This window comes from Phycicoccus jejuensis (assembly GCF_000720925.1).
In the GTDB taxonomy this organism is placed as follows: Bacteria; Actinomycetota; Actinomycetes; order Actinomycetales; family Dermatophilaceae; genus Phycicoccus; species Phycicoccus jejuensis.
The window spans coordinates 316,932-342,303 of the sequence record NZ_JOEE01000004.1 but is presented as its reverse complement, the minus strand read 5'-3'; the positions used below and the strand labels follow the sequence as shown (position 1 = coordinate 342,303).

The following is a 25,372-nucleotide window of genomic DNA, read 5'->3' as shown; positions in this document are numbered from 1 at the left end:
CTCCGGAAGGAGGGAGGGACCCCCGGGGGGAAGGAGGGGGGGAAGGGAGGGGTCAGCCGGAGTAGTGGCTGTCGAGGACGTCCTTGTACCGCTCGGCGACGACCTTGCGCTTGAGCTTGAGGCTCGGCGTCAGCTCGCCCTGCTCGACGGTGAGGTCGCTCTCGAGGATGGTGAACTTCTTGATCGTCTCCCACCGGTTGAGGCCGGCGTTCAGCTGGTCGACGTAGCCCTGGACCATCTCGCGGCAGGCGTCGGAGGTGACGACGTCGCGGTAGGAGGCGCCCTCCATCCCGTTCTGCGCGGCCCAGCCGGCGATGGCGTCCGGGTCGAGCGTGATGAGCGCGGAGACGAAGTTGCGGTCGGCCCCGTGGACGATGAGCTGGCTCGCGTACGGGCACAGTCCCTTGAAGGTCGACTCGATGACCGCCGGCGCGACGTACTTGCCGCCGCTGGTCTTGAAGAGGTCCTTCTTGCGGTCGGTGATCCGCAGGAAGCCGCGCTCGTCGAGCTCGCCGATGTCGCCGGTGTGCAGCCAGCCGTCGGGGTCGATGGTCTCGGCCGTGGCGTCGGGGTTGTTGTGGTACCCCTCCATGTTCCCCGGGCCGCGCAGCAGCACCTCGCCGTCCTCGGCGATGCGCACCTCGATGCCGGGCAGCGGCCAGCCGACCGTGCCGTAGCGGTAGGCCCGGGTGCGGTTGACGAACGACGCGGCGCTCGTCTCGGTCATCCCGTAGCCCTCCGCGATGAGCATCCCCATCGCGTCGAACCAGCGCGCGACGTCCTGGTTGAGCGCCGCGGAGCCGGAGATGAAGAAGCGGATGTTGCCGCCGAAGCGCTCGCGGATCTTGCTCGCGACGAGCTTGTCGAGCAGGGCGTGCTTGCGCGCCAGCAGGCCGGAGGGCTGCTTGCCCTGCTCCCGCAGGATGCTCACCTCGCGGCCGGTCGCGGACGCCGCCCGGAAGAGCTTGAGCTTGAGGCCGCCCTCGGCCTCCATCATCATCTGGATGCGCGCGTACGCCTTCTCGAAGATGCGCGGCGCGGCGCCCATGAAGGTCGGCTTGACGACCGCGAGGTTGTCGACGATCTTGTCGATCCGCCCGTCGATGGCCGTCGCGAAGCCGATCTGCAGCGGCAGGGTCAGCAGGTTCTTGCCGAAGACGTGCGCGAGCGGCAGCCAGAGGTACTGGACGTCGTCCTCGGTGAGGATGTCGATGGCCTCGGTCGCGGCGCCCTCGTAGGTCCAGGCGCTGTGCAGCAGGCGCACGCCCTTCGGGCGGCCCGTCGTGCCGGAGGTGTAGATGATGGTCGCGAGCCGGTCCGGGGTCAGCGCGTCGATGCGCGCGTCGACCGCGCCGGGGTCGCCCTGGAGGTACTCCCGACCCAGCTGGCGCAGCTCGTCGAAGGTGAGCGTCCAGTCGTCGCCGTCGGGGCGGCCCTCCATGAGGACCACGCGCCCGACCCCGGGGGTCCGCTCGCGCACCGAGCGCAGCTTCTCGAGCTGCTCGGTGTTCTCCGCGAACACGACCCGCGTGCCGGAGTCGGCGAGGATGAAGGCGACGTCGTCGGCGATCGTCGTCGGGTAGATGGTCGTCGTCGCGGCGCCCGCGACCATGACCGCGAGGTCGGCGAGGGCCCACTCGTAGCGGGTGCCGGAGGCGATGGCCACGCGGTCCTCGGGCTCGACCCCGAGCGCGACCAGCCCGGCGCCGAGCTCGCGCACGACGACGTCGAGCTCGCGCCACGAGGTCGTCAGCCACTCGTCACCCGCCTCGGACACCTTGGCGTGGAGGAAGGCCGGCCGGTCGCCGGAGGCGGCGACCCGGTCGCGGAACAGGTGCGCGACGCTGCGGGCACGGTGCTCCAGGACCGCGTGGTCCACGGGCTCGTCGGCGGGGCTGTGGATCTGCGGGGTCACCCGGTGCATGGTGCATCGTCCTCGGCATCGGTGGCGTGGTCGCAGAATCCTGTCACACGAGCCGCCCCGAGGGAACGGGTTCGTTACCGGCGGGTCACTTTCCTTCTCACGGCGCGCGCGAGCCGCCCTGCGCGGCGTCGACGAGCCCGACCGCGAGCCACGAGGCGAGCATCGACGAGCCGCCGTAGGAGACGAAGGGCAGCGGCAGCCCGGTGACCGGCAGGAGACCGAGGTTCATCCCGACGTTCTGGACCACCTGGACCGCCAGCCACGTCGCGACGCCGACCCCGACGAGGCGGCCGAAGGGCTCTTCGCAGCGCGCGGCGACGACGAGCACCCGGACGACGAGCACGCCGAGCAGCACGACGAGGCCGGCCGCCCCGACGAACCCGAGCTCCTCCCCCGCCACCGAGAACACGAAGTCGTTGAGCTGGAAGGGGACGAACCCGCCCTGGGTGCGAGGCCCCTCCATGAAGCCCTGCCCCCACAGGCCACCCCCGGCGACGGCGAGGCGGACCTGGCCGACCTGGTAGCCGGCGCCGAGCGGGTCGGCGGACGGGTCGAGGAAGGTGAGCAGCCGCGCCCGCTGGTAGCCCGAGAGCAGCGGCGTCGTCCAGGCGGCGACGCCGAGCCCCAGGGCGGCCACCACGAGCAGCGCGACCCAGCGCAGCCGCAGCCCGGCGACGACCACCACGACGACGCCGCCGGCGATGAGGACGACCGCGCTCCCGAGGTCCGGCTGGAGCGCCACGAGGCCGACCGGCACGGCGAGGACGAGCACGGCGAGCCCGACCTCCCGGCCCCCGGGCGGCGCGCCGCGCGAGGGCCACGGGGTGAGGACGGCGGCGAGGGCCAGCACGATCCCGACCTTGGCGAGCTCGGCCGGCTGGAGGGTGAAGCCGCCGACGAGCGGGATCCAGGAGCGGGCGCCGTTGACCGTCGTGCCGAGCGGGGTCGGGACGAGCAGCAGGAGGACGACGGCCGCTCCCCACGTCCACGGCGCCGCGACGCGCAGCCGCCCCCGCCCGGCCCGCGCGACGAGCACCGCGAGCGCCAGCCCGACGGCCGCCGTGACGAGGTGACGCACGAGGTAGGCGGACCCGGCGGTGCGGACGGTGGCCGACCACACGAGCAGCGCGCCGACGAGCGATGCCCCGCCGGCGGCGACGAAGAGCCCGACGTCGTGACCCGCCGCGTCGTGACCCGCCGCCCGGCCGTCCCGGCGCACGGCCGGGACGCCGGTCAGGCGGGGACGATGTTGGCGAGGACCTCGCGGCACCGCTCGACGTCCCCCGCCATCGCGTCCTTGAGCTCCTCGACGCTCTCGAAGCGCAGCGTCGGGCGGATGTGCTCGACGAACTCGACCATGACGGTCTCGTCGTAGAGGTCGAGGTCGTCGCGGTCGAGGACGTACGCCTCGACGGTGCGCCGGTCGCCGGTGTCGAAGGTGGGGTTGGTGCCGACGCTCACGGCGGCCGGCATCGTGCGGTCCGGGGCGTCGTCGGGCACGTCGAGCCGGGTCAGCCAGCCGGCGTAGACGCCCTCGGCGGGCACGAGCCCGAGGGAGTCGGGCGAGAGGTTGGCCGTCGGGTACCCGAGGCCGCGGCCCCGGTGGTTGCCGTGCACGACCTCGCCGACGACCCGGTGCGGACGGCCGAGGATGCGCGCGGCCTCGGCGACGCGGCCCTCGCCGAGCTCGCGCCGGATGACGGTCGAGCTGAAGCGCTCGCCGTCGCCGACGTCGTCCAGCGCGATGACCTCGAAGCCGAACTGCTCCCCGAGGTCGACGAGGGTGCCGACGTCGCCGGCGTTGCGGTAGCCGAAGCGGGTGTCCATCCCGACGACGACGCAGCGGGCGTCGAGGCCACGGACGAACACGGAGCGCACGAAGTCCTCGGGCGTCTGCTGCGCGAACTCGGTCGTGAAGTCGAGGACGAGCAGGCCGTCGACGCCGGTGTCGGCGATGAGGTCGTCACGCACCCGCCCGGGGGCGATGAGCTCGGGGGCGCGCTCGGGGTGCAAGACCGCCACCGGGTGGGGGTCGAAGGTGATGGCGACCGAGGGCAGGCCGAGCCGGGCGCCGGCCTCGACGAGGGCCGAGATCACCGCCTTGTGGCCGCGATGCACGCCGTCGAAGTTGCCGAGCGTGAGCACGCAGGGGCGCAGGGCCTCGGGCGTGGCGGCGGGGTCGGTCCATCGGTGCACGGGTGACACTCTACGAACTCGCGGGGGCGAAGGTGACGAGGGACCGCGCGGTGGGGCGCGCCTCGTCGAGCAGGGCGACGAGCGTGCCGTCCGGGGCGAACGCCGCGACCGGGCCCGTGCGCCCCGGCGTGAGCGACGGGATGCGCTGACCGTAGCCGAGGGCGCGGGCCTCGTCGGCGTCGAGGGAGCGCGAGGGGAACGTGGCCCGGGCGGCCTCGGCCAGCGGAAGGACCGGCATCGGCTCGCCCTGGCGCGCCTCGAGGTCCGCGAGCGGGTGGGCGTCGGCCAGGGTCAGTCCGCCGACGCGGGTGCGGCGCAGGGCGGTGAGGTGGCCGGCGCTGCCGAGCGCGGCACCGAGGTCGCGCGCGAGGGCCCGCACGTAGGTGCCGGAGGAGACCGTGACCTCGACGTCGACGTCGAGCACGGCGGTGCCGTCGGGCGCCGTGCCCACCCGGGCCTCGACGACGACGAAGCGCGACACCGTGACCGGCCGCGCCGGCAGCTGCACGTCCTCACCCGAGCGCACCCGGTGGTAGGAACGCTTCCCGTCGACCTTGATGGCGCTGACGGCGCTCGGGACCTGCTCGACGGCGCCGGTCAGGCCCAGGACGGCGGCCTCCACGGCGGCGCGGTCCAGGGACCCGGCGCCGGGCGCGCTCGTCACCTCGCCCTCGGCGTCGTCGGTCAGCGTGCCCTGGCCGAGGCGCACGGTCGCGGTGTAGTCCTTGTCGGCGCCGACGAGGTGGGTGAGCAGGCGGGTGGCCCGGCCGACGCCGAGGACGAGCACGCCGGTCGCCATCGGGTCGAGGGTGCCGGCGTGGCCGACCTTGCGGGTGGCGCACAGGCGCCGGCTGCGGGCGACGACGTCGTGGCTCGTCCAGTCCTGCGGCTTGTCGACGACGAGGAGGCCGTCGGGCGCGGGCTCAGCGCTCGAGCGCACCCGACGCCTCGTCCCGGGGCCCCTCGTCGGTGTCGTCGTCCTCGTCCGCCTCGGGCTTGCGGTAGGGGTCGGCCTCGCCGGCGTAGGTCGCGGCGGCGGCCGCGGCTGCGACCTGCGCGTCGCGCTCGCGGGCCTCCTTGAGCAGGTCCTCGAGGTGCGCCGCGGTCTCGGGGATCGCGTCGGCGATCCACTCGAGGCTCGGGGTGAGGCGGATGCCGAGCTGCTTGCCGACGAAGGAGCGCAGCCGGCCCTTGCTCTCCTCGAGCAGCCGGGCGGTCGTCTCGCGCTGGGCCTCGTCACCGAAGACGGTGTAGAAGAGCGAGGCGTGCTGGAGGTCGCCGGTCACGCGGACGTCGGTGACGGTGACGAACCCGAGGTCGGGGTCCTTGACGATGGACTCGAGGTTCGCGGCGGTCAGCGTCTTGATGCGGTCGGCGACCTTGCGGGCGCGTGCTTCGTCGGCCACGGGTCCTCCTCGGGCTGGGTGGGGTCTCGGCCCCTCGCGGGGCGTCCCCAACCCTAGTGACCCGCAGCGCCCCCGACCGCCCCGGGGCTACCATCGTCGCCATGGCGGCCGCAGGGGCTCCCGTGGTGCGTTCCGCGCGCGCGGCCACGGCCACCCTCGCGGTCCTCGGGGTCTCGGCCGGCGCCCACCAGCTCGGTGGCGGGCAGGCCCCGGGGGCGGCCGCCTTCGTCGTCCTCGCACTCGTCCTCGGGCCGGCCCTGTGGCTCGTGGCGGGGCGGCCCCTGCGCACCGCCGGGGTGCTCGGCGTGCTGGCCTCCGCCCAGGTCGTCGTCCACCTCGGGCTGCTCTCGATGGCCCCCGGCCACGGCACCGGCACCGCGGCGCACCACCACGGCGCGACGCTGCCGGGCACCGGCACCGCCATGCCGCCGATGACCCACCTCGAGCCGCGGATGCTCCTCGCCCACGTCGTGGCGACCCTTGCGCTCACCCTCCTGCTCGCCCGTGCCGAGGACGCCCTCTGGCACGTGGTCTCCGCGCTGCTGCCCCCGGCCGCGGCGCCGCTGCGCTCTCCCCTCGTCCCGCGGCTCGCCGTGCCCCTCGTGGCCGTCCGGCCCCTCGGGCGTACGCCGCGTCCGGTGGGGGGCCGGGCGCCACCTCTCGACGCCGACCTGCTGTGGGTCGGGGACGACGGACCGGCGTGGCTGCGCGGGGGCTCGTCGGTCGTCGTGCGCCGCATCGCGATGGACCTCGACGCCTGGGACCGCGCCGACCGCCTCTCGCGCGAGAACGCGGTCGGCCGCCGGCTCGACACCGGCGCGCCGGTGACCGGAGGGGGCGTCGACGCCCCGGCCGACCTCACGGCCGTCGACGAGCTCGGCTTCCACCGCATCGACGACGCGGCCCATCTGCGCCGGGCGCACGCGAGCGCCCCGCACGAGCGGTTCCTGCGCCGGGCCTACTCCTACGACGACGGCACCGGCGCCGCGAGCAGCACCGGGCTGGTCTTCGTCGCGTACCAGGCCGACCCCGTGCGCCAGCTCGTGCCGGTCCAGCGTCGGCTCGCCGAGATGGACCTGCTCAACCTCTGGACGACGCCGGTCGGCTCGGCCGTCTTCGCCGTCCTGCCGGGGGCGCGACCGGGCGAGCTGCTCGGCGAGGCGATGCTCACCTGACCCCGTCGCCCCACCCGTCGAGGGAACAGGACACGCCGTGCGCCCCGGAGGGCACACGGCGTGTTCTGTTCACTCGATGCGTCAGGCGCGCGGCTTCTCCCGCATCTCGTAGGTGGTGATGAGGTCCTCGAGCTGGAGGTCGTTGTAGGACCCGAGGTTGATGCCGCACTCGAAGCCCTCGCGGACCTCGGTGACGTCGTCCTTGAACCGGCGCAGACCGGCCACCTCGACGTTCTCGGCCACGACCACACCGTTGCGGGTGATGCGGGCCTTCGTCCCACGCTTGATCTCGCCGCTGCGGACGATCGAGCCGGCGATGTTGCCGAACTTGCTCGAGCGGAAGATCTCGCGGATCTCCGCCGAACCGAGCTCGACCTCCTCGAACTCCGGCTTGAGCATGCCCTTGAGGGCCTGCTCGATCTCGTCGATCGCCTGGTAGATGACCGGGTAGTACCGGATCTCGACGCCCTCGCGCTCGGCGACCTCGGCGTTCTGGCCCTCGGCCCGCACGTTGAAGCCGATGATGATCGCGTTGGACGCCATCGCCAGGTTGATGTTGTTCAGCGTGATCGCGCCGACGCCGCGGTCGATGATCCGCAGGTCGACCTCGTCGCCCACGTCGATCTGCAGCAGGGCGTCCTCGAGCGCCTCGACCGAACCCGACACGTCACCCTTGAGGATGAGGTTGAGGGTGTCGACCTTGCCCGCCGCGAGGGCCTCGTTGAGGTCCTCGAGCGAGATGCGCTTGCGGGCCTTGGCCAGGCTGGCCTGGCGGTCGGCGGCCTCGCGCTTCTCGGCGATCTGGCGCGCGGTGCGGTCGTCGGGGGCGACGACGAAGGTGTCGCCGGCCCGCGGGACCGAGGAGAGGCCGAGCACCTGGACCGGACGCGACGGGGTCGCCTCCGAGACGTTCTGGCCGTGCTCGTCGAGCATGGCGCGGACGCGGCCGTGGGCCGAGCCGGCGACGATCGCGTCACCGACGTTGAGGGTGCCGGACTGGATGAGGACGGTGGCCGTCGCACCGCGACCCTTGTCGAGGTTGGCCTCGATCGCGACACCACGGGCGTCGCGGTCGGGGTTGGCCCGCAGGTCGAGCGCGGCGTCCGCGGTGAGCAGGACGGCCTCGAGGAGGCTGTCGATGTTCTGCCCCTGCTTCGCGGAGACGTCGACGAACATCGTCTCGCCGCCGTACTCCTCGGCCACGAGGTTGTACTCGGTCAGCTGCTGGCGGATCTTGCTCGGGTTCGCGCCGTCGACGTCGATCTTGTTGACCGCGACGACGATCGGCACGTCGGCCGCCTGCATGTGGTTGAGCGCCTCGATGGTCTGCGGCATGACGCCGTCGTCCGCCGCCACCACGAGGATCGCGATGTCGGTGACCTTCGCACCACGGGCACGCATGGCGGTGAACGCCTCGTGACCCGGGGTGTCGATGAAGGTGATCGGACGGTCGACGCCCTCGTGCTCGCGGTGGATCTGGTAGGCACCGATGTGCTGCGTGATGCCACCGGCCTCGCCGCCCGCGACGTCCTCGTTGCGGATGGCGTCGAGCAGGCGGGTCTTGCCGTGGTCGACGTGGCCGACGACGGTGACGACCGGCGGACGGGCCTCGAGGTCCTCGTCGTCCTCCGAGTCGATGCCGAACTCCAGGTCGATGCTGAAGGAGTCGTAGAGCTCGCGCTCCTCCTCCTCCGGCGAGACCATCCGGATGTCGTAGCCGAGCTCGGTGCCGAGGACCTTGAAGGTGTCCTCGTCGAGGCTCTGGGTCGCCGTGGCCATCTCACCGAGGTGGAACAGCACGGTGACGAGCGCACCGGGGTTGGCGTTGATCTTGTCCGCGAAGTCGCTGATGCTCGCGCCCTGGCGGATCTGGATGACGGTCGAGCCGTCGCCGCGGGGGACGCTGACGCCGCCGATCGACGGCGCCTGCATCTGCTCGAACTCGGCGCGCTTGGCGCGCTTGGACTTGCGGGCGCGGCCCGGACGACCGCCACCGCGGCCGAACGCACCCTGGGTGCTGCCGCGGCCACCGCGACCGCCGGGACCACCCGGACGGCCGGCGAAGCCACCGCCACCACCGGGACGGCCGGCGCCACCGGCACCCGGACGACCGCCGCCGCGGGCCGGACGCTCGCCGGGGCGGGCGACCGCGCTGCGGTCGGGCATCATGCCGGGGCTGGGACGCGCGCCACCGGGACGGGGGCCGCCGGTGCCCGCCGGGGCACCCGGACGCGGACCGCCGGGGCGGTTCTGCGGACGGGGCATGCCCTGGCTCGGGGCGAAGGGGTTGTTGCCCGGGCGCGGGGCGGACTCGCGGCTGCGGCCCATCCCCTGGCTCGGGGCGTACGGGTTGTTGCCCGGGCGCGGGCCCGACGGGCGGGGACCGCCCGGACGCGGGCCGGCGGAGCCACCCTCGCGCGCCGCGGGGGCGGCGGGAGCGGCGGGCGCCGGTGCGGCGGGGGCCGCCGGGGCCGGGGCCTTGGGGGCCGGGGCCTTCGGGCCGGGCGTCGCCGGAGCCGGCGCGGACGGCGCCGCGGCGGCGGGCGCCGCCGGGGCCGGGGCGGCCGGAGCCGGGGTGGCCGGGGCCGCGGGGGCCTTGGGGGCGGGCGCCTTGGCGGCGGCCTTCGGGGCCGCGGCCTCGACGGGGAACCGCTCGTTGTAGCGCCGGACCACCGGCGCCTCGATCGTCGAGCTGGCGCTCTTGACGTACTCGCCCATCTCGTTGAGGCGCTCGAGGACGACCTTGCTGGTCTCCCCGCGCTCCTTCGCAAGTGCGCTCACACGGACTTTAGACACATCTCTCCTGTCCAGGTCCGTGCCGGGGCGGCGCGGACCGTCGTTACAGCTGGGGGGTGCTCATCGCTGAGGACTCATCGGGTGCTCATTGCGTTCAAACCCGCTTCCGGTTCTGTCGTGCATCTGACGGTCACTCCTGCTCGAGGCCCTCGACCCAGGCCCGCACCTCGGTGGTGTCCGGGGCGGCACCGGCTCGCAGTGCGCGCCCGAACGCCCTCCGACGGACGGCGAGGTCGAGACACGAGACGCTCGGGTGCAGCCAGGCGCCGCGTCCCGGGCGACGGCGCCCGGGGTCGGGGAGGACCGTGGGGCCCTGCTCCGCCTGCCCGAGTACCACTCGCAGGAGTGCCGACCGGCTATCCGTCCCCCGGCACCCGATGCACGTGCGCACGGGCCCCGACGTCCGGAGTCCAGTCCGGTCGGTTCGCACCAGTCTACCGCCTATGCGGGCCCGGGCGTGTCGCGGGCACCCGTGGACCCCCCGCGGCCGGCGTCGGTGTCGGGCCGGATGTCGATCCGCCAGCCGGTCAGCTTGGCCGCGAGACGGGCGTTCTGCCCCTCGCGGCCGATGGCCAGCGAGAGCTGGTAGTCGGGGACGACGACGCGCGCGGCGCGCAGCGTCGGGTCGACAACCTCGACCGACTGCACGCGCGCCGGCGACAGGGCCGAGGCGATGAAGGACGAGGGGTCCTTGCTCCAGTCGACGATGTCGATCTTCTCGCCCTGGAGCTCGGCCATGACGGCGCGCACGCGGGCGCCCATCGGGCCGATGCAGGCGCCCTTGGCGTTGAGGCCGGGGACGGTCGAGTGCACGGCGATCTTCGTGCGGTGCCCCGCCTCGCGGGCCAGGGCCGCGATCTCGACGCTGCCGTCGGCGATCTCGGGCACCTCGAGCGCGAAGAGCTTGCGGACGAGGTTGGGGTGGGTGCGCGAGAGCCCGATCTGCGGGCCGCGGGGGCCGCGCTTGACCGAGACGACGAAGGTGCGCAGCCGCTGGCCGTGCTGGTAGGTCTCGCCGGGCACCTGCTCGGCGAGCGGGAGGATGCCCTCGATGGTGCCGAAGTCGACGAGCACGTGCTGCGGGTTCGGGCTCTGCTGGACGACGCCGGCGACGATGTCGCCCTCGCGGCCCTTGAAGTCGCCGAGGATCGCGTCGTCCTCGATGTCACGCATCCGCTGGACGATGACCTGCCGGGCCGTCGACGCCGCGACGCGGCCGAAGCCGGTCGGGGTGTCGTCGAACTCCGGGCCGAGCTCGCGGCGCGGGCGGGCGGGGTTGCCCTCCTCGTCGACCTCGCCCTCGGGCGCCGGGACCTCGTGCTCCTCGCGGGCCCAGATGACGACGTGACCGGTCTTGCGGTCCAGCTCGGCGCGAGCGGAGCGGTAGTGGCCGTCGGTGCGCTGGTAGGCCAGCAGCAGGGCCTGCTCGATGGCGGGGACGATGATGTCCAGCGAGATGCCGCGCTCGCGCTCCAGGGCGCGCAGGGCGGCGAGGTCGATGTCCACGGGTCAGCTCTCCTTCGGGTCGTCGTCGCGGCGCGAGAACTCGACCTGCACGGCGGCGTGGTCGAGGTCGGGGTAGGCCAGCGGGACGGTGCGGGCGGGGGTCTTGGCGGTGGCGGGGACCTCGAGCACGAGGCCCGCGCGGTCGGCGGCCACGAGGCGTCCGGTGGTCTCGCCGTCGGCGGTCCGGGCGGTGACGAGGCGGCCGACGTTGCGCTGGAAGTGGCGCGGCAGGGTGAGCGGGCGACCGACCCCGGCGGAGGAGACCTCGAGGGTGTAGGGCTGCTCCCCCATCACGTCGCTGGTGTCGAGGGCCTCGCTCACGGCGCGGGTGGCGTCGGCGACCTCGTCGAGGGAGAGGGGGGTGGTCGGCTCGGTGACGCGGTCGACGTCGCCGAGGTCGCGCTCGATGAGGACGCGCACGACGCGGCGCTTGCCGGCCGGCGTGACGGTGACGTCCTCGAGGACGAGGCCGGCTCCGGCCAGGCCCTCCTCGAGGACGGGTCGGACGCTGTCCGCGGTGGCCATGACGCCGGTCTCCTCTCCCTGTGCAGTTCTCGTCCCGGCTCGCGCCGGGGGCACCACTCTAGGGCCCCGCGACGCGTGCTCGCACCGTGGCATGATGGCGCGGTGCCGGCCGACGACCCCCGGCGTCCGGGGCGGCGCCTGCTGCTCGCCGGCTCCGGGACCGTCCTCTTGGGCGCGCTCACGGGGTGCGGCGTCCGCCTCGAGGACGACGCCCCACGCCTGCCCCTCGTGCCCACCCGTCGTCCCCTCCCGGCACAGGACCTGATGGCGGCCCTCGTCCGCGACACCGCGGTCCTCGCCGCCGACGCGTCCGCGCTCGGCGACGACCTCGGCACGGACCTCGCGATCGCCCACCGGCGACAGGTGACCGTGCTGCGCGCGACGCTGCTGCGGGCCGGCGTGCCCGCGGACGCCCTCGACCCGACCCCCTCCCCCTCCTCGACGGCCGACCCGCGGGGGCTGCGGTCCGACGTCGCCGCCCGGGAGTCGGCGGCCGCGGCGGCGGCGTCGTCGTTCGCGGCGGCTCCCACCGAGCTGCTGCCGACCCTCGCGGCGCTGCACGCGCAGCGCGTCGCGGCGGCGGCCCTGCTCGGCGAGCCGGCCCGGCCGGCGGGCGACCCGCCGGCCGGGACCGGCCCCACGGACGCGGTGTCCGCCCTCCGGAGGGCCTGCTACCTGCTCGAGGTCGCGGCCGCGCGCTCCGCCGGCGCCCGGCGCGAGCGGGCCGTCGTCACCCTCGGCGTGCTGCGCGCCCTGCGCGACGACGCCGCGCGCCCGGGCCAGCCCCCGCCGGCCCTCGGGTACCCGCTGCCCTTCGCCGTCGAGACCGGGGCCGACGTGGACCGGCTCGTCGCACGGGCCACGACCGACCTGCGCTCGTCGCTCGGTGCGGCCCTCCCCGCGCTCCTCGCGACCGACGCGCCGACCGGTCTCGCGGGCGCGGCCCGCTGGCTCGGTGGCGTCGAGGTCGAGGTGCACCGGTGGGGCGGGTCCCTCGTGCCGTTCCCGGGGCTCACGTGACCGTCGAGCTGCCCCCGGAGTGGGCGGCCCGGGTCGCCACCTACCCGGCGGACGGCGGCCCGACCGGGGAGGACTGGCTGGCGACCGTCCCCCGGCTCGTCGCCCAGGCGCTGGAGCGGTGGGATCTCGTCCTCGACGACGGACCGGCGGGCACCGGGTGGACGGCCCTCGTCCTGCCCGTCCGCCGCGGCACCGAGCGCTTCGCGCTCAAGGCCGGCTGGCCGCACCCCGAGGGCACGCACGAGCACCTCGCCCTGCGCACGTGGGGCGGGGAGGGCGCGGTGCGCCTCGTCGCGGCCCTGCCGTCCGACGGCCTGCTGCTCCTCGACCGGCTCGAGCGCACCGACCTGACGGACGCGTGGGACGAGGAGGCCTGCGCCGTCGTCGGCGGGCTGCTGCGGCGCCTCCACGTGCCGGCCCCGCCGCAGGTCCCGCGCATCGCCGCCTACCTCGAGCCGCACCTGGAGCGGATGGCCTCACGACCCGCCGTCCCGCGGCGCCTCGTCACGCGCACGCTCGGGCTCGCGCGCGACCTCCTGTCGGGGGCACCGGAGCTCCTCCTGCACACCGACCTGCACTACGAGAACGTGCTGCTCCACCCGCAGGAGGGCTGGACGGCCATCGATCCCAAGCCGGTCGCGGGGCACCCCGGCTTCGACCTCTGGCCGGTGCTGCGCAACCGGTTCGCGGAGATGGGCACCGGCTCGGCCTTCCGCTGGTCGGTGCGCCGGCGGCTCGAGGTCGTGGCCGAGGCCGCGGGCCTCGACCCGGACGAGGCACGCGCCTGGACGCTGCTGCGCGCCGGGGTGGAGGTCAGCTGGGCGAGCGCGCTCGAGGGCGACGAGGCCGTCACGGCGTGCATCGCCCTGCACAAGGCGCTCGACGAGTGACCGCGGGTCGCGCCGCCCCCTCGTGACGGCACGACCCGCGGCGGGTCGTCACATCCGCTCGGCGCCGTCCCGGATCGCCTCGCGGATGCGGGTGTAGGTGCCGCAGCGGCAGATGTTGCGGATGCCGTCGAGGTCGGCGTCGGTGATGGCGCGGCCCTCGGCCCGGACGCGGCGCACGAGCGCCACCGCGGCCATGATCTGGCCGGGCTGGCAGTAGCCGCACTGCGCGACGTCGTGGTCGACCCACGCCTGCTGCATCGGGTGCAGGTCGGCGTCGACGGTGTCGGCGAGGCCCTCGATGGTCGTCACCTCGTCGTCGGGCGCGAGGTCGCCGACCCGGACCGAGCAGGGGTTGAACGCCTTGCCGTTGACGTGCGACGTGCACGCCTTGCAGACGTTGATGCCGCACCCGTACTTGGGCCCGGTGAGGCGCAGGACGTCCCGGAGGACCCAGAGGAGGCGGACGTCGTCGGCCACGTCGACCGTGACCCGCTCGCCGTTGACGAGGAAGGTGTGCTGGGGCATGGCTGGCTCCTCAGGAGGTGTACGACAGGCCGTCGGTCGGCGACTCGGGCACGGACGGGACGAAGCTCTTCGGGGTGAAGGAGACCGTCCCGTGGTTGACGGGGAAGCGGGTCGGGACCTTGCCGGTCGCCCGGGCGTAGGCGCACGCGACCGCGGCCACCGAGGCCGCGACGCCGGCCTCACCGGCGCCGCCGGGCAGCTCCTCGTCGGAGGGCATGACGATGCACCGGAACTCGGGCGGGACGTTCCACTGCCGCGTGTAGAAGTAGTTGTCCCAGCTCGCCTCGAGGAAGTGGCCGTCCTGCAGGTGGTTGCTGCTCGTGAGGGCGAGGGCGATGCCGTCGGCGACGCCGCCCATCATCTGCGCCTCGAGCCCGCGCGGGTTGACGACGAGCCCGGCGTCGACCGCGATGACCGCCTTCGTGACGCGCGGGCCGGTGACGGCGTCGCGGATCTTCCGGTTGACGGTCGCGGGCCGCGTGTCGAGCTCGACGAGCACCGCCGTCGCACCCTTGTACTCGGTGTGGACGGCGATGCCCTGGGTCACGCCCTTGGGCAGTGCACGACCCCACCCGCCGGCCTTCGCGACCGCCTGGAGGCAGCGCTTGGCCTTCGCGTTGCGCAGGAACGACATCCGGAAGGAGTAGGGGTCCTTGCCGAAGCGCTTGGCGATCTGGTCGACGGCCAGCTCGTTGGCGGTCGCGACGTCCGGGCTGTAGATGTTGCGCATGCTGCCGGTGTTGAACCGGGTGTCGACCTCGTTGAGCAGCTGCGTGACGACGCCGAAGTCGTAGGGCAGCTCCTGGGTCAGCGTGAAGATCGACTGCGAGAGGCTGAGCCCGCCGAGGTTGGCCGGCAGCTCGGCCGCGAGGGCGGTGAGCCGCTCCCCCAGCCCGTGGCCGAAGTCGGTGACGACGCTGGTGTGCCGCTGCTCGAAGGTGAGGACCTGGCCGGCCAGCATCGTCGCCCGCACCCGCGAGGTCGCCATCGGGTGTGTGCGCCCCTGGCGCGGCTCGTCGGCGCGGTGCCACATGAGCTTGACCGGCTTGCCCATCGCCTTGGAGATCTTGGCGGCCTCGATGGCGGCGTCACCGAACAGCTTGTGCCCGAACGACCCTCCGCCGGTGACGACGTTGACGGTGACCTTCGAGATCGGCAGGCCGACCGCGCGGGCCACGTTGCGCTGCGCCACGAGCGGCGCCTTGAGGCCGGCCCACACGGTGGCGCGGTCCCGACGGACATCTGCGATGGCGCAGTTCGGCTCCAGCGCAGCGCTGCTGCGGAACATGAACTCCACCCGCAGGTCCAGGGTGCTCGCGAGCACCGGCACCTTCGGGACGACCATCGGCAGCTCGGCCCGGCGCAGCTCGGCGAGGATGGACTCGTCGTCCTCGCCGTCGACCGGCCCGCCGTTCCACTGCACGTCGAGCGCGCGGACGGCGTCGATGCACTGGCCGAAGGTCGCGGCCCGGACGGCGACACCGGTGTCGACGGTGACGACGTCGGTCACACCCGGCATCGCCTTCACCGTCGCGAGGTTACGAACCGCGCGCGGCGAGCCGTTGAGCGTCGGCGGGCGGCACACCATCGTCGGCAGCGCGCCCTCCACGAAGAGGTCCATCGTGAACTGCTTGCGGCCGGTCACGGCGGCGACGGCGTCGTCGCGGCCGTGCGAGGTGCCGATGACCGAGAACTCGCGGCGGGGCGTCAGCGAGACCTCGACCGCGACGTCCTCCGTGCTCGCGGCGAGCGTCGACAGCTGCCCGTAGGTGAGCGTGGCGCCGGTCGGCCCGGTGACGACGCCGGCCTTCGTCGTGAGGGCCGAGAGCTGCGCGCCGAGCTCGGTGGCGGCGGCCTGCAGGAGCGCGCCGCGGGCGGTGGCGGCCGCGACGCGGATCGGCGTGAACATCGACTGCATCGTGTTCGAGCCGCCGGTCAGCTGGTTGAAGACGAGCTCGGGCCGCGCCGGCGCGAGGGTGACGCGGACGCGGTCGACGGGCAGGTCGAGCTCCTCGGCGATGATCATCGCCGCGGCCGTCGTGATGCCCTGGCCGACCTCCATCCGCGGGATCGCGAAGTGGGCGACGCCCTCCTCGTCGAGGTCGATCCGGATGAGCTGCGAGGTCGGCAGGGCCGAGTTGGTCTGCAGGTCACCGAGGTCGAAGATCTCAGGCACCTGCGGGGGGCTCGGCACCGCGGCGGACGCGCTCGGGGCGCCGCTCGACAGGTCGGCCGCGACGGCCAGGGTGCCGCTCGCGAGCACCCAGCCGATGAGGCGGCGGCGGCTGACGCCGGGGCGGTCCGGTGGTTCCGAGGCGGGGGTGTCGGGCGTACGGGAGGTCGGGGCGGTCGTCATCGACGGTCCTTCCTGCACCCACCGACCGGACACGTCGTCGTGCCCGCAGGGGGATCGGGCGGCGCGGGTACCGAACGTTCGGAGCCGACCCCCGGACCGGATGGGTCCGGGTTCGGAGCAGGTCCGGTCAGCCGATGCCGGGCGCGCTGCCGACCGCGAGGAGGTGCGGCCGGCCGTCGACCGTCACCTCCACCCGGGAGCCCACCGGCGGCGGCGGGGTGTGCGAGGTGCGCGCGCGGACGAGGACGTCGGCGGTGTCGAGGTGCACCTCGACGAGCGCGTCGTGACCGAAGTAGGCGACGTGGCGCACCTCCCCCGTCGGCGCCACGGCACCGGTCCGGGCGTCGGCCAGGCGCAGCTGCTCGGGGCGGATCATCACCTCGACCGGGCCCGCGCCGGAGCGGCGGTCGGCCGGGAGGTCGCCGAGCGCGCAGTGCACGACCCCGGCCTCGAGCACGCCGGGGAGGAAGCAGGCCTCGCCGAGCGAGAGCGCGGAGCGGCGGTCGGCCGGCGACGAGTAGACGAGCGAGGGGGCGCCGACCTGGCTGAGCCGGCCCTCGTGCATGACGGCGACCTCGTCGGCGAACGAGAGGGCCTCGGCCTGGTCGTGCGTGACGAGCACGACGGTCGCGCCCTCGTGCGCCAGCGCGTCGGCGACGGCCTCACGGGTCGTGGCGCGCAGCTCGGGGTCGAGCGCGGAGAACGGCTCGTCGAGGAGGACGACGCGGGGACGCCGGGCCAGGGCGCGGGCGAGCGCCACCCGCTGCTGCTGACCGCCCGAGAGCTGGTCGGGGCGGCGGGAGGCGGTCTCGGCGGGCAGCCCGACGAGCTCGAGCAGCTCGGCGACGCGCTCGCGAGCGCGACGCTCCCGTCGGGGCAGGCCGTAGGACAGGTTGGCCGCGACGTCGAGGTGCGGGAAGAGGTTGCCCTCCTGGGCGACGTACCCGAAGCCGCGCTTCTCCGGGGGCACCCACGTGCCGGGGCCGGCCACGAGCTCGTCGCCGATGCGGACCTCGCCCGCGTCGGGGCGCATGAAGCCGGCGACGACCCGCAGCAGCGTCGTCTTGCCGCAGCCCGACGGGCCGAGCACCGCGGTCGTCGTGCCCGAGGCGACGGTGAGGTCGATGCCGTGCAGCACGGGCGTGCGGGGGTGCGACGCGGTGATGCCGGTGAGGCGCAGGGCGGTCACGGGGTGTGCTCCTCGGGGCCGCTGCGCAGCAGCAGCCAGGTCAGGGGTGCGGACAGGAGGACCAACGCGGCAGCGTACGGCGCGGCGGCCGCGTAGTCGAGGGAGGCGCTCGCCTCCCAGAACGCCGTCGACAGCGTCTGGGTGCCGGTCGGGGCGAGCAGGAGGGTCGCGGTCAGCTCGGTCGAGACGGCGATGGCGACCAGGGCGGAGCCGGCGAGGGTGCCGCGCAGCATGAGCGGCAGCTGCACCCGCACGAACGTCCGCAGCGGTCCGTCGCCGAGCGAGCGCGCGGCGTCGGAGAGCTCCGGCGGCACCGCGGCGACGGCGGCCCGCGTCGAGACCATCGCGCGCGGGATGAAGAGCACCACGTAGGCGAGGACGAGCACCGCCGAGGTCTGGTAGAGCGAGCGGGCCCAGGTGATGGAGAGGGTGATGAGCGCGAGGGCGACGACGACGCCGGGCACCGACGAGGCGAGGTAGCTGACCCGCTCGACGAGCACGCCGAACCACGTGCGCCGGCGGGCGAGCAGCCACGCGGCGGGCAGCGTGGCGAGCGTGGTGACCAGGGCCGCGACGAGCGCGAGCCGGACCGTCGACCACAGGGCGGGCCAGAGCACCGTCGGCTCCAGCGCCTCCTCCGGGCGGGTGAGCCACGTGCCCGTCACCCAGGCGGGCACGCCGACGGCGAGCACGGCGAGCGCGGTGACGGCGAGCAGCGCGAGGGGCGTCGCCCGGCCGAGCCTCGCCCGGGCCGGGCGGCGGGCCGCGCCCGAGCCGACCCGCACGTACCGGGTGCGGCCGCGGGCGAGCAGCTCGACCGTGAGCAGGGCGACGGCGAGGCCGACGAGCACGAGGGCGAGGACGCTGCCGGAGCGGCTGTCGAAGGCCACGTCGAACTGGTCGAGGATCGCCGTCGTGAAGGTCGGGAAGCGGAGCATCTCGAGCGCGCCGAACTCCGACAGCAGGTGCAGCGCGACGAGCAGGACGCCACCGAGCAGCGCCGGGCGGACCTGCGCGAGACCGACCTTCGCGGCCGTGCGCCACGGGCCGAGCCCGAGGGCGCGCGCGGCCTCCTCGAGCCCGGGGTCGGCCGACCGCAGCATCGCGGCCACCGGGAGGAAGACGAACGGGAAGTACGACAGCGTCGTCACCAGCACCGCTCCCCCGAGGCCCTCGAGGCCCGGCAGCACGGTGGACCAGGCGAAGCTGTTGACGAAGGCCGGGATGGCCAGCGGCGCGACGAACAGCACGCGCCACAGGCCGGCGAGCGGCAGGCTCGTGCGCTCGACGAGCCAGGCGGCCCCGACGCCGAGGACGGTGGCGAGCGTGCCGGTCAGCGCGACGAGCGCGAGCGTGTTGCGCATCAGCTCGCCGACGCGCGGGCGGAGCAGGAGCGCGGCGACCTCGGACGGCCCGGCCTCGAAGGCCTTGAGCGCGACGACGGCCAGCGGCAGCAGGCACACCAGCGCGACGAGGACCGCGCCGAGGCGCAGGCCGGGGCTGCCGCCGCCCGGCCGACGACGCCGCGGGGACGCCGTCGACGCCGACCCCGGCGTGGGGGTCGGCGTCGTGACGGGCGCGGTGGTCGACACCTAGAGCAGACCGGCTTTCGTCATGAGCGAGATGACCTCGGGGCCGTTGAGGGTGAAGGGGTCGATCTGCGGGGCCTCGAGGGTGTCGAGCGGCGGCAGGGCGGGGTCGGAGGCGGCGTCACGGCCGACCGCGTACTCCTTGGAGGCCGTGGTGCCGAGCGCCTGCTGGCCCTGCTGGGAGGTGACGAAGGCGAGGAACTTCTGCGCGTCGGCCTGCTTCGTGCTGCTCTTGAGGACGGCGCCGCCGGAGAGGCTGACGAACGCGCCCGGGTCCTCGTTCTTGAAGTAGTGCAGCTTCGTGTTGCCGCTGCCCGACTTGTTGAGGGCCTGGTCGCGGTACCAGTAGTAGTGGTAGATCACGCCCATCGCCGACTGGCCGGCGTTGACGGCCTTCATCGTCGCGATGTTGTTCTGGTAGACCTTCGCGTTCTTCTTGAGCGCGTCGAGCCACGCGGCGGTCTTCTCCTCGCCCTCGGTCGCGAGGACCGCAGAGACGATGGCCTGGAAGTCGGCGCCCCCGGCCGCGGCGCCCCACTGGCCGGCGTACTTCGGGTCGGCGAGGTCCATGAGCGAGGACGGCAGGTCCTGCTCGGAGATCTTCGAGGGGTTGTAGACGAGCACGGTCGAGCGGGCCGCGATGCCGACCCAGTCCTTCGAGGACGGCGCGTAGCCCGGGCCGACCTGCGCCAGCGTCGAGGCGTCGACCGGCGCGAGCAGGCCCGCCCGCTCGACGGTCGTCATCGCCGGGGAGTTCTCGGTGAGGAAGACGTCGGCCGGGGAGCTCGCGCCCTCCTGGACGATCTGCGAGCCCATCGAGGAGTCGTTGCCGTAGCGGACCTGCACCTCGATGCCGGTCTTCTCCTGGAACTCCTTGCCCCACTCCTCGGTGAGGTTCTTGTGCTGGGCGCTGTAGATCGTCAGCTTCGAGGAGTCGAGGTCGTCGCCGGCCTCGAGGGTGCTCTCGCCGCAGGCGGCGAGGCCGAGCAGCGCGACGAGCGCGGCGGCCGTGGCGGACAGGGTCCGGCGTCTCACCGAGTCATCCTCCGTCTGTGTAGGGAAGGCTTGCCTAACTCGGTCCAGCGTAACGGAGCGCTGAGCGTGCCCACGACCGGCCCGGGGCGCGAGACGGATCACACCGCCCATCTTGCGTTAGGTGTGCCTAACCTTATTGACTGTCCGCCGTGCCCACCCTGCTCGCCACCGCCCCGCTGCCCGGCGCGCCGTCGCCGACGCTCGCGCCCGACGGCGTCAGCCTGACGCGGCTCGCGGCCCTCGGCGGGCGGACCGCCCTGCACACGGTCGACGGGCCGGTGTCGTACGCCGACCTCGCGGCGCGCGCCGCCGACGTCGTCGGGCTGCTGCCCTCGGGGCGCTCGCTCGTCCACGTCCGGGCGAGCGCGACGGTGGCGACGGTCGCCCAGCTCGTGGCGGCGCGGGCCGCCGGGCACGTCGTGCTGCTCTCGGCCCCCGGGCGCGCTGCGCGGTCGCTGGCCGAGGCCTACGACCCCGACGTCGTCCTCTCCGCCGAGGGCGTCGACGTGCTCCGGCCGACGAGCGCGCACGACCTGCACCCCGAGCTCGCGCTGCTCATGAGCACGAGCGGGTCCACCGGTTCGCCCAAGCTCGTCCGGCTCTCGCAGCGCAACCTGCTGGCCAACACGGCGCAGGTCCGGGCGGCCCTGGGGGTCCGGTCCGACGACGTCGCGGCGCTCACCCTGCCGCTCAGCTACTGCTACGGCCTCTCGGTCCTGCTGTCCCACCTCGACGCCGGCGCGTCCGTCCTCCTCACGGACCTCTCCGTCGTCGACGACTGCTTCTGGGACCAGGCGCGCGCGGCCGGCGTCACGACCATCCCGGGTGTCCCGCACACCTTCGAGCTGCTCGAGCGGAGCGGCTTCGCCGAGCGCTCGCTCCCGACGCTGCGGCAGCTGACGCAGGCCGGAGGCCGGATGGACCCCGAGCGCGTCCGCCGCGTGGCCCGGCTCGGCCGCGAGCGCGGTCACGAGCTCGTCGTCATGTACGGCCAGTGCGAGGCGACCGCTCGGATGGCCTGTCTCGCAGCCGATCTCGTCGAGGAGCACCCCGACTGCGTCGGCACCCCGGTGCCCGGTGGGGCGGTGCGCATCGACGACGGCGAGATCGTCTACGCCGGCCCCAACGTGATGCTCGGGTACGCCGAGCGCCCCGCGGACCTGGCGCTCGGCCGCACCGTCGACGAGCTGCGCACCGGTGACCTCGGCGAGGTGACGCCCGAGGGCCTCCTGCGGGTCACCGGCCGGCGGGCGCGCTTCGTCAAGGTGCTCGGCCACCGGGTCGACCTCGACACCGTCGAGGGTGCGCTGCGCGCCGACGGCCACGACGTGCGCGTCGCCGGCCGTGACGGGCTGCTGGCGGTGTCCGCCCGCGGGGCGTCGTCCGCGCCGGCCCGGGAGCGGGTCCGCCGGGCCGCGGTCCGCGCCTCGGGGGTCCCGGCCGACGCGGTGCGCGTCGTCGCGGTCGCGGAGCACCCGCTGCTGCCGTCGGGCAAGCCGGACCACCGGGCCGTCCTGGCCCAGGCGGCACCGACCGAGGTCGAGGTCGGCGCCGAGGCCGTCGCGAGCGACGCCGGGGTGGCGGCGCTGTACTCCACCCTGCTGCACCGACCCGCGGCGCCCGACAGCACGTTCGCGTCGCTCGGCGGCGACTCGCTGTCCTTCGTCGAGGTGTCGGTGCGGCTGGAGGAGCTGCTCGGGCACCTCCCCCGCGGCTGGCACCTGATGACCGTCGCGCAGCTGGACGCCCTGCGCCGCAGCCCGGTTCGCGCGTCGGGACTACGCCTCCCCCGCTGGCGCACCGTCGAGACGAGCGTGGCCCTGCGGGCCCTCGCCATCGTCCTCGTCGTCGGCACGCACACGCACGTGTTCACGCTGCAGGGCAGCGCCAACGCCCTCCTCGTCGTCGCCGGCTTCCAGCTGGCGCGCTTCCAGCTCGCGAGCCCCGACCCGGGCGAGCGCAGCCGGGGGCTGCTCGGCGCCGCGCTGCGGATGGCCCTCCCGACGCTCGTCGTCGTCTGGGCGGCGCACTTCCTCCTCGGCCTCTACGCCCCGCGCAACCTCGTCCTCATGAACTGGGCGCTCGGTGCCGAGCACCTCGGGCCGCCGTGGCGCTTCTGGTTCGTCGAGGCCCTCCTCGTCGCGCTCGTCGGCATCGGCCTGCTCGTGCGCGTCCCCGGCGTCACGGCCCTCGACGGGCGCCACCCGCTGCTGTTCCCGGTCGGCCTGTCGGTCGCTGCCTTCGTCGCCTTCCGCCTCCCGGTGCTCGACCTGCCGACGCCGCGGATGCAGGGCGCCGCGCTCGTCGTGCTCCACCTGGTCCTGCTCGGCTGGGCCTTGGCCCGGGCGACCTCCACCGGGCAGCGGCTGGCCCTCACCGCCGTGTCCGCCGCGATGGTGATGACGTTCTCGGGCAACCCCTCCCGCGACGGGCTGACCCTCGCCTGCGTGCTCGCGCTGCTCTGGGTCCCGACGGTGCGACTGCCCGGGCCGGTGGTCCCCGTCGCGCGGGTGCTCGCCTCGGCGTCGCTGTTCGTCTACGTCGCGCACTGGCAGGTGCTCCAGTGGACCTGGGGGCTGCCCGAGCACGGGCCGGTCCTCGGGCTCGTCCTCGGCACCGCCGCGGGTCTGGCCTACTGGTGGCTGTGGACCGGCCCGGTGACGAGCGGCTGGTCCCGCCTCGTCGCCCTCGGCCGGGCGCGGCGACCTCAGTCCGCCTTGGCCTCCCCCCAGCCGTGCCAGTGGCTGACCTCGACCCAGCAGCTGATCCGCCGGCGGTCGCGCACCCGGTAGTCTTGTCCGCCGTAGAGGTTCGAGAGGCGGTCGATGTCCGCCATCGCCCGCTCCGGGTCCTCCTCCCACCGCACGATGCGCCCCCGGATGCTCACGTGCGTGTACCAGCTGCCCTCCTCGAGGGCGGTCAGCGCGACCTCGGGCCGCCGGCGCATCCACGACACCCGCGCTCGCTCGGCGTCCATGTTCAGCAGGACCGTGCCGTCGTCCTCGAGGAGGTACCAGGTGGCCACGGACATCGGGGAGCCGTCCGGACGCAGGACCGCGACGACCGCCGGGTTGGGCCGGCGGAAGAGCTCGGCGACGTCTGGGGGCAGCGGGGCCTTGGGCACGGTGGGTCTCCTCGATCGGCAGCCGGGACGGTCGCCTCCAGCATGCCTGCCCGAAGGCACCGCAGGCGCCCCGGCGCCCGGCCGGGTCGCCGCCCGTACGGTGGGGTGATGGCGAACCGGCTCGCGGCATCCCTCTCCCCCTACCTCCTGCAGCACGCCGACAACCCCGTCGACTGGTGGGAGTGGGGCGACGAGGCGTTCGCCGAGGCACGACGCCGGGACGTGCCCGTGCTGCTGTCGGTCGGGTACGCCGCGTGCCACTGGTGCCACGTCATGGCGCACGAGTCCTTCGAGGACGAGGAGGTCGCGCGCGTCCTCCTCGACGGGTTCGTCGCCGTCAAGGTCGACCGCGAGGAGCGCCCCGACGTCGACGCCGTCTACATGGCCGCGACCACCGCGCTGACGGGTCAGGGCGGCTGGCCGATGACGTGCCTCCTGACCCCCGACGGCGACCCGTTCTTCGCCGGCACCTACCTCCCGCGGGCGCACTTCCTCGGGCTGCTCGACAACGCGTCGCGGGTCTGGCGCGAGCAGCGCGACCAGGTCCTCGCCTCCGGCGCGCACGTCGCGCAGCGGCTGCGCGAGGTGACCGGTCCCCCGGCCCCGGCGCCCGTCCCGGCCGACGTCCTCGACGGGGCCGTCGTGCGCCTGCGCAGCCAGTACGACGAGGTGCGGGGCGGGTTCGGCGGCGCCCCGAAGTTCCCGCCGTCGATGGTGCTCGAGTTCCTCCTGCGCCACCACGCGCGCACCGGGTCCGCCGACGCCCTCGCGATGGCCCGTCACACCGGCGAGGCGATGGCCCGCGGCGGGATGTACGACCAGCTGGCCGGCGGCTTCGCGCGGTACGCGGTCGACGCCTCGTGGGTGGTGCCGCACTTCGAGAAGATGCTCTACGACAACGCCCTCCTGCTGCGCGTCTACGCCCACCTCTGGCGGGTCACCGGAGAGCCCCTGGCCCGGCGGGTCGCGGAGGAGACCGCCGACTTCGTGGTCCGCGACCTCGGCACCCCCGAGGGCGCGTTCGCCTCCGCCCTCGACGCCGACACCGTCGTCGACGGCACGTCGCACGAGGGCCTGACCTACGCCTGGACCCCGGCGCAGCTCGCGGAGGTGCTCGGCGCGGACGACGGCGCCCGCGCTGCCGACCTGCTCGCCGTCACCGACGACGGCACCTTCGAGCACGGCAGCTCCACCCTGCAGCTGCGGCGCGACCCCGAGGACGCCGCGTGGTGGTCCGCCACCCGCGCCCGCCTGCTCGAGGCCCGGGGGTCCCGTCCTCAGCCGGCGCGCGACGACAAGGTCGTCACGGCCTGGAACGGCCTCGCCATCGCCGGGCTCGCCGACGCCGGGGCGCTGCTCGGGCGGCCCGACCTCGTCGACGCCGCGGCGCGCGCCGCCGACCACGTCCTCGCGACGCACGACGTCGACGGGACGCTGCACCGCACCTCGCGCGCCGGTCGCGTGTCGGCCGCACCCGCCGTGCTCGACGACCACGGCGACCTCGCCGAGGGTCTGCTGGCGCTGCACCAGGCCACCGGCGAGGCGCGCTGGCTCGTGCGCGCGGGTGACCTCCTCGACCGCGCCCTGACGGGCTTCGTCGACGCCGACGGCGCCCTGCACGACACCGACCACGACGCGCCGGGGCTGTTCGCGCGCCCGGCGAGCCGCAGCGACAACGCCGAGCCGTCGGGCGCCGCGGCCCTGGCCGGGGCACTCCTCACGTACTCCGCCCTCACCGGCTCGGGCCCGCACCGCGAGGCCGCCGGCCGCGCGCTGGCCGCCTGTGGCTCGGTGGCCGCGTCCGAGCCACGCTTCGCCGGATGGGCCCTGGCGGTCGCCGAGGCCGCCGTGGCCGGACCGCTCCAGGTGGCCGTCGTCGGCGAGGGGTCGGAGGCCGACGCGATGCTCGCCGCGGTCCGGGCAGCGACCTCGCCCGGGCTCGTGCACGTCACCGGCCGGCCGGACGCCCCCGGCATCCCCCTGCTGGCCGACCGTCCCCTCGTGGACGGCGCGGCCGCCGCCTACGTGTGCCGCGGCTTCGTCTGCGACCGGCCGGTCACCGACGCCGAGGCGCTGGCCGAGGCCCTCGCGCGGGGCTGAGCGGGCGGCTGCCGTC

The 25,372-nt window shown here is 74.7% G+C and carries 20 protein-coding genes; 5 read left to right on the top strand and 15 right to left on the bottom strand.

Annotation, left to right across the window (positions count from 1 at the left end; all coding sequences use genetic code 11):
• Positions 1-52: 52 nt before the first annotated feature.
• The 5 genes from IG69_RS0110120 to rbfA form a co-directional block, all read right to left on the bottom strand.
• The gene (locus tag IG69_RS0110120; protein WP_030528046.1) at positions 53-1,924 is read right to left on the bottom strand and encodes an AMP-dependent synthetase/ligase; all 1,872 of its coding nucleotides are present in this window, start codon (positions 1,922-1,924) and stop codon (positions 53-55) included.
• 97 nt (positions 1,925-2,021) lie between these two features.
• Entirely contained in the window at positions 2,022-3,143 is a 1,122-nt protein-coding gene (locus tag IG69_RS0110115; protein ID WP_051750413.1) for an FtsW/RodA/SpoVE family cell cycle protein, read from the bottom strand.
• A 14-nt stretch (positions 3,144-3,157) separates the two neighbouring features.
• Positions 3,158-4,120, bottom strand: a complete 963-nt coding sequence (locus IG69_RS0110110) for a bifunctional riboflavin kinase/FAD synthetase (protein ID WP_030528044.1) — start codon at positions 4,118-4,120, stop codon at positions 3,158-3,160.
• A gap of 10 nt (positions 4,121-4,130) precedes the next feature.
• Positions 4,131-5,060 carry a tRNA pseudouridine(55) synthase TruB gene (truB, locus tag IG69_RS0110105; RefSeq protein WP_030528043.1) on the bottom strand — a complete coding sequence of 310 codons (930 nt, stop codon included), beginning with the start codon at positions 5,058-5,060 and terminating at the stop codon, positions 4,131-4,133.
• The gene (gene rbfA, locus IG69_RS0110100; RefSeq protein WP_030528042.1) at positions 5,044-5,526 is read right to left on the bottom strand and encodes a 30S ribosome-binding factor RbfA; all 483 of its coding nucleotides are present in this window, start codon (positions 5,524-5,526) and stop codon (positions 5,044-5,046) included. The genes truB and rbfA overlap by 17 nt, the downstream gene beginning before the upstream one ends.
• 101 nt (positions 5,527-5,627) lie before the next feature.
• On the opposite strand from rbfA, the gene IG69_RS20980 reads away from it, so the two are divergent.
• Positions 5,628-6,701 carry a Dyp-type peroxidase gene (locus IG69_RS20980; protein ID WP_211250991.1) on the top strand — a complete coding sequence of 358 codons (1,074 nt, stop codon included), beginning with the start codon at positions 5,628-5,630 and terminating at the stop codon, positions 6,699-6,701.
• Positions 6,702-6,782: 81 nt separating this feature from the next.
• Here the strand turns inward: IG69_RS20980 and infB are convergent, their stop codons facing one another.
• The 4 genes from infB to IG69_RS0110075 form a co-directional block, all read right to left on the bottom strand.
• Positions 6,783-9,497, bottom strand: a complete 2,715-nt coding sequence (gene infB / locus IG69_RS0110090) for a translation initiation factor IF-2 (RefSeq protein WP_030528040.1) — start codon at positions 9,495-9,497, stop codon at positions 6,783-6,785.
• A gap of 130 nt (positions 9,498-9,627) precedes the next feature.
• Positions 9,628-9,834, bottom strand: coding sequence for a YlxR family protein (locus IG69_RS0110085; protein WP_242525806.1), 207 nt, complete (start codon positions 9,832-9,834; stop codon positions 9,628-9,630).
• A 104-nt stretch (positions 9,835-9,938) separates the two neighbouring features.
• The gene (gene nusA, locus IG69_RS0110080) at positions 9,939-11,003 is read right to left on the bottom strand and encodes a transcription termination factor NusA (protein ID WP_030528038.1); all 1,065 of its coding nucleotides are present in this window, start codon (positions 11,001-11,003) and stop codon (positions 9,939-9,941) included.
• Between the two features lie 3 nt (positions 11,004-11,006).
• The gene (locus IG69_RS0110075) at positions 11,007-11,528 is read right to left on the bottom strand and encodes a ribosome maturation factor RimP (RefSeq protein ID WP_030528037.1); all 522 of its coding nucleotides are present in this window, start codon (positions 11,526-11,528) and stop codon (positions 11,007-11,009) included.
• A 102-nt stretch (positions 11,529-11,630) separates the two neighbouring features.
• Between IG69_RS0110075 and IG69_RS22520 the strand changes: the two genes are divergently transcribed.
• A complete protein-coding gene (locus tag IG69_RS22520; protein ID WP_030528036.1) occupies positions 11,631-12,548 on the top strand; it encodes a DUF4439 domain-containing protein in 918 nt (305 codons plus the stop codon).
• Entirely contained in the window at positions 12,545-13,438 is an 894-nt protein-coding gene (locus tag IG69_RS22515; RefSeq protein ID WP_030528035.1) for an aminoglycoside phosphotransferase family protein, read from the top strand. Before IG69_RS22520 ends, IG69_RS22515 begins: the two co-directional genes overlap by 4 nt.
• Before the next feature lie 48 nt (positions 13,439-13,486).
• Here IG69_RS22515 and IG69_RS0110060 read toward each other — a convergent pair whose 3' ends face one another.
• From IG69_RS0110060 to IG69_RS0110040, 5 genes are all read right to left on the bottom strand, one after another.
• Positions 13,487-13,963 (bottom strand): (2Fe-2S)-binding protein, encoded by a 477-nt coding sequence (locus IG69_RS0110060; protein ID WP_030528034.1) that lies wholly within the window; start codon positions 13,961-13,963, stop codon positions 13,487-13,489.
• 10 nt (positions 13,964-13,973) lie between these two features.
• Positions 13,974-16,319: a molybdopterin cofactor-binding domain-containing protein gene (locus IG69_RS0110055; protein ID WP_030528033.1), complete on the bottom strand. Its 2,346-nt coding sequence runs from the start codon at positions 16,317-16,319 to the stop codon at positions 13,974-13,976.
• Between the two features lie 127 nt (positions 16,320-16,446).
• Positions 16,447-17,508 carry an ABC transporter ATP-binding protein gene (locus tag IG69_RS0110050; protein WP_036829661.1) on the bottom strand — a complete coding sequence of 354 codons (1,062 nt, stop codon included), beginning with the start codon at positions 17,506-17,508 and terminating at the stop codon, positions 16,447-16,449.
• On the bottom strand, positions 17,505-19,100 hold the full coding sequence (locus tag IG69_RS0110045; protein WP_030528031.1) for an ABC transporter permease: 1,596 nt from the start codon (positions 19,098-19,100) through the stop codon (positions 17,505-17,507). The genes IG69_RS0110050 and IG69_RS0110045 overlap by 4 nt, the downstream gene beginning before the upstream one ends.
• The gene (locus IG69_RS0110040) at positions 19,101-20,132 is read right to left on the bottom strand and encodes an extracellular solute-binding protein (protein WP_030528030.1); all 1,032 of its coding nucleotides are present in this window, start codon (positions 20,130-20,132) and stop codon (positions 19,101-19,103) included.
• Positions 20,133-20,281: 149 nt separating this feature from the next.
• Between IG69_RS0110040 and IG69_RS0110035 the strand changes: the two genes are divergently transcribed.
• Positions 20,282-22,924, top strand: a complete 2,643-nt coding sequence (locus IG69_RS0110035; RefSeq protein ID WP_211250990.1) for an AMP-binding protein — start codon at positions 20,282-20,284, stop codon at positions 22,922-22,924.
• On the opposite strand, the gene IG69_RS0110030 is transcribed toward IG69_RS0110035, so the two are convergent.
• Positions 22,840-23,256, bottom strand: coding sequence for a pyridoxamine 5'-phosphate oxidase family protein (locus tag IG69_RS0110030; RefSeq protein ID WP_030528028.1), 417 nt, complete (start codon positions 23,254-23,256; stop codon positions 22,840-22,842). The genes IG69_RS0110035 and IG69_RS0110030 overlap by 85 nt on opposite strands.
• A 108-nt stretch (positions 23,257-23,364) precedes the next feature.
• Here IG69_RS0110030 and IG69_RS0110025 point away from each other — a divergent pair, with 108 nt between their 5' ends.
• A complete protein-coding gene (locus IG69_RS0110025) occupies positions 23,365-25,356 on the top strand; it encodes a thioredoxin domain-containing protein (RefSeq protein ID WP_030528027.1) in 1,992 nt (663 codons plus the stop codon).
• The last annotated feature ends 16 nt before the right edge of the window (positions 25,357-25,372 follow it).

Excerpts from the sequence above, each read along its gene's own strand:
- IG69_RS0110075 (WP_030528037.1), bottom strand. The coding sequence starts at position 11,528 with ATGGCCACCGCGGACAGCGTCCGACCCGTCCTCGAGGAGGGCCTGGCC.
- IG69_RS0110060 (WP_030528034.1), bottom strand. The coding sequence starts at position 13,963 with ATGCCCCAGCACACCTTCCTCGTCAACGGCGAGCGGGTCACGGTCGAC.
- IG69_RS20980 (WP_211250991.1), top strand. The coding sequence starts at position 5,628 with ATGGCGGCCGCAGGGGCTCCCGTGGTGCGTTCCGCGCGCGCGGCCACG.
- IG69_RS0110120 (WP_030528046.1), bottom strand. The coding sequence starts at position 1,924 with ATGCACCGGGTGACCCCGCAGATCCACAGCCCCGCCGACGAGCCCGTG.
- IG69_RS0110025 (WP_030528027.1), top strand. The coding sequence starts at position 23,365 with ATGGCGAACCGGCTCGCGGCATCCCTCTCCCCCTACCTCCTGCAGCAC.
- IG69_RS0110055 (WP_030528033.1), bottom strand. The coding sequence starts at position 16,319 with ATGACGACCGCCCCGACCTCCCGTACGCCCGACACCCCCGCCTCGGAA.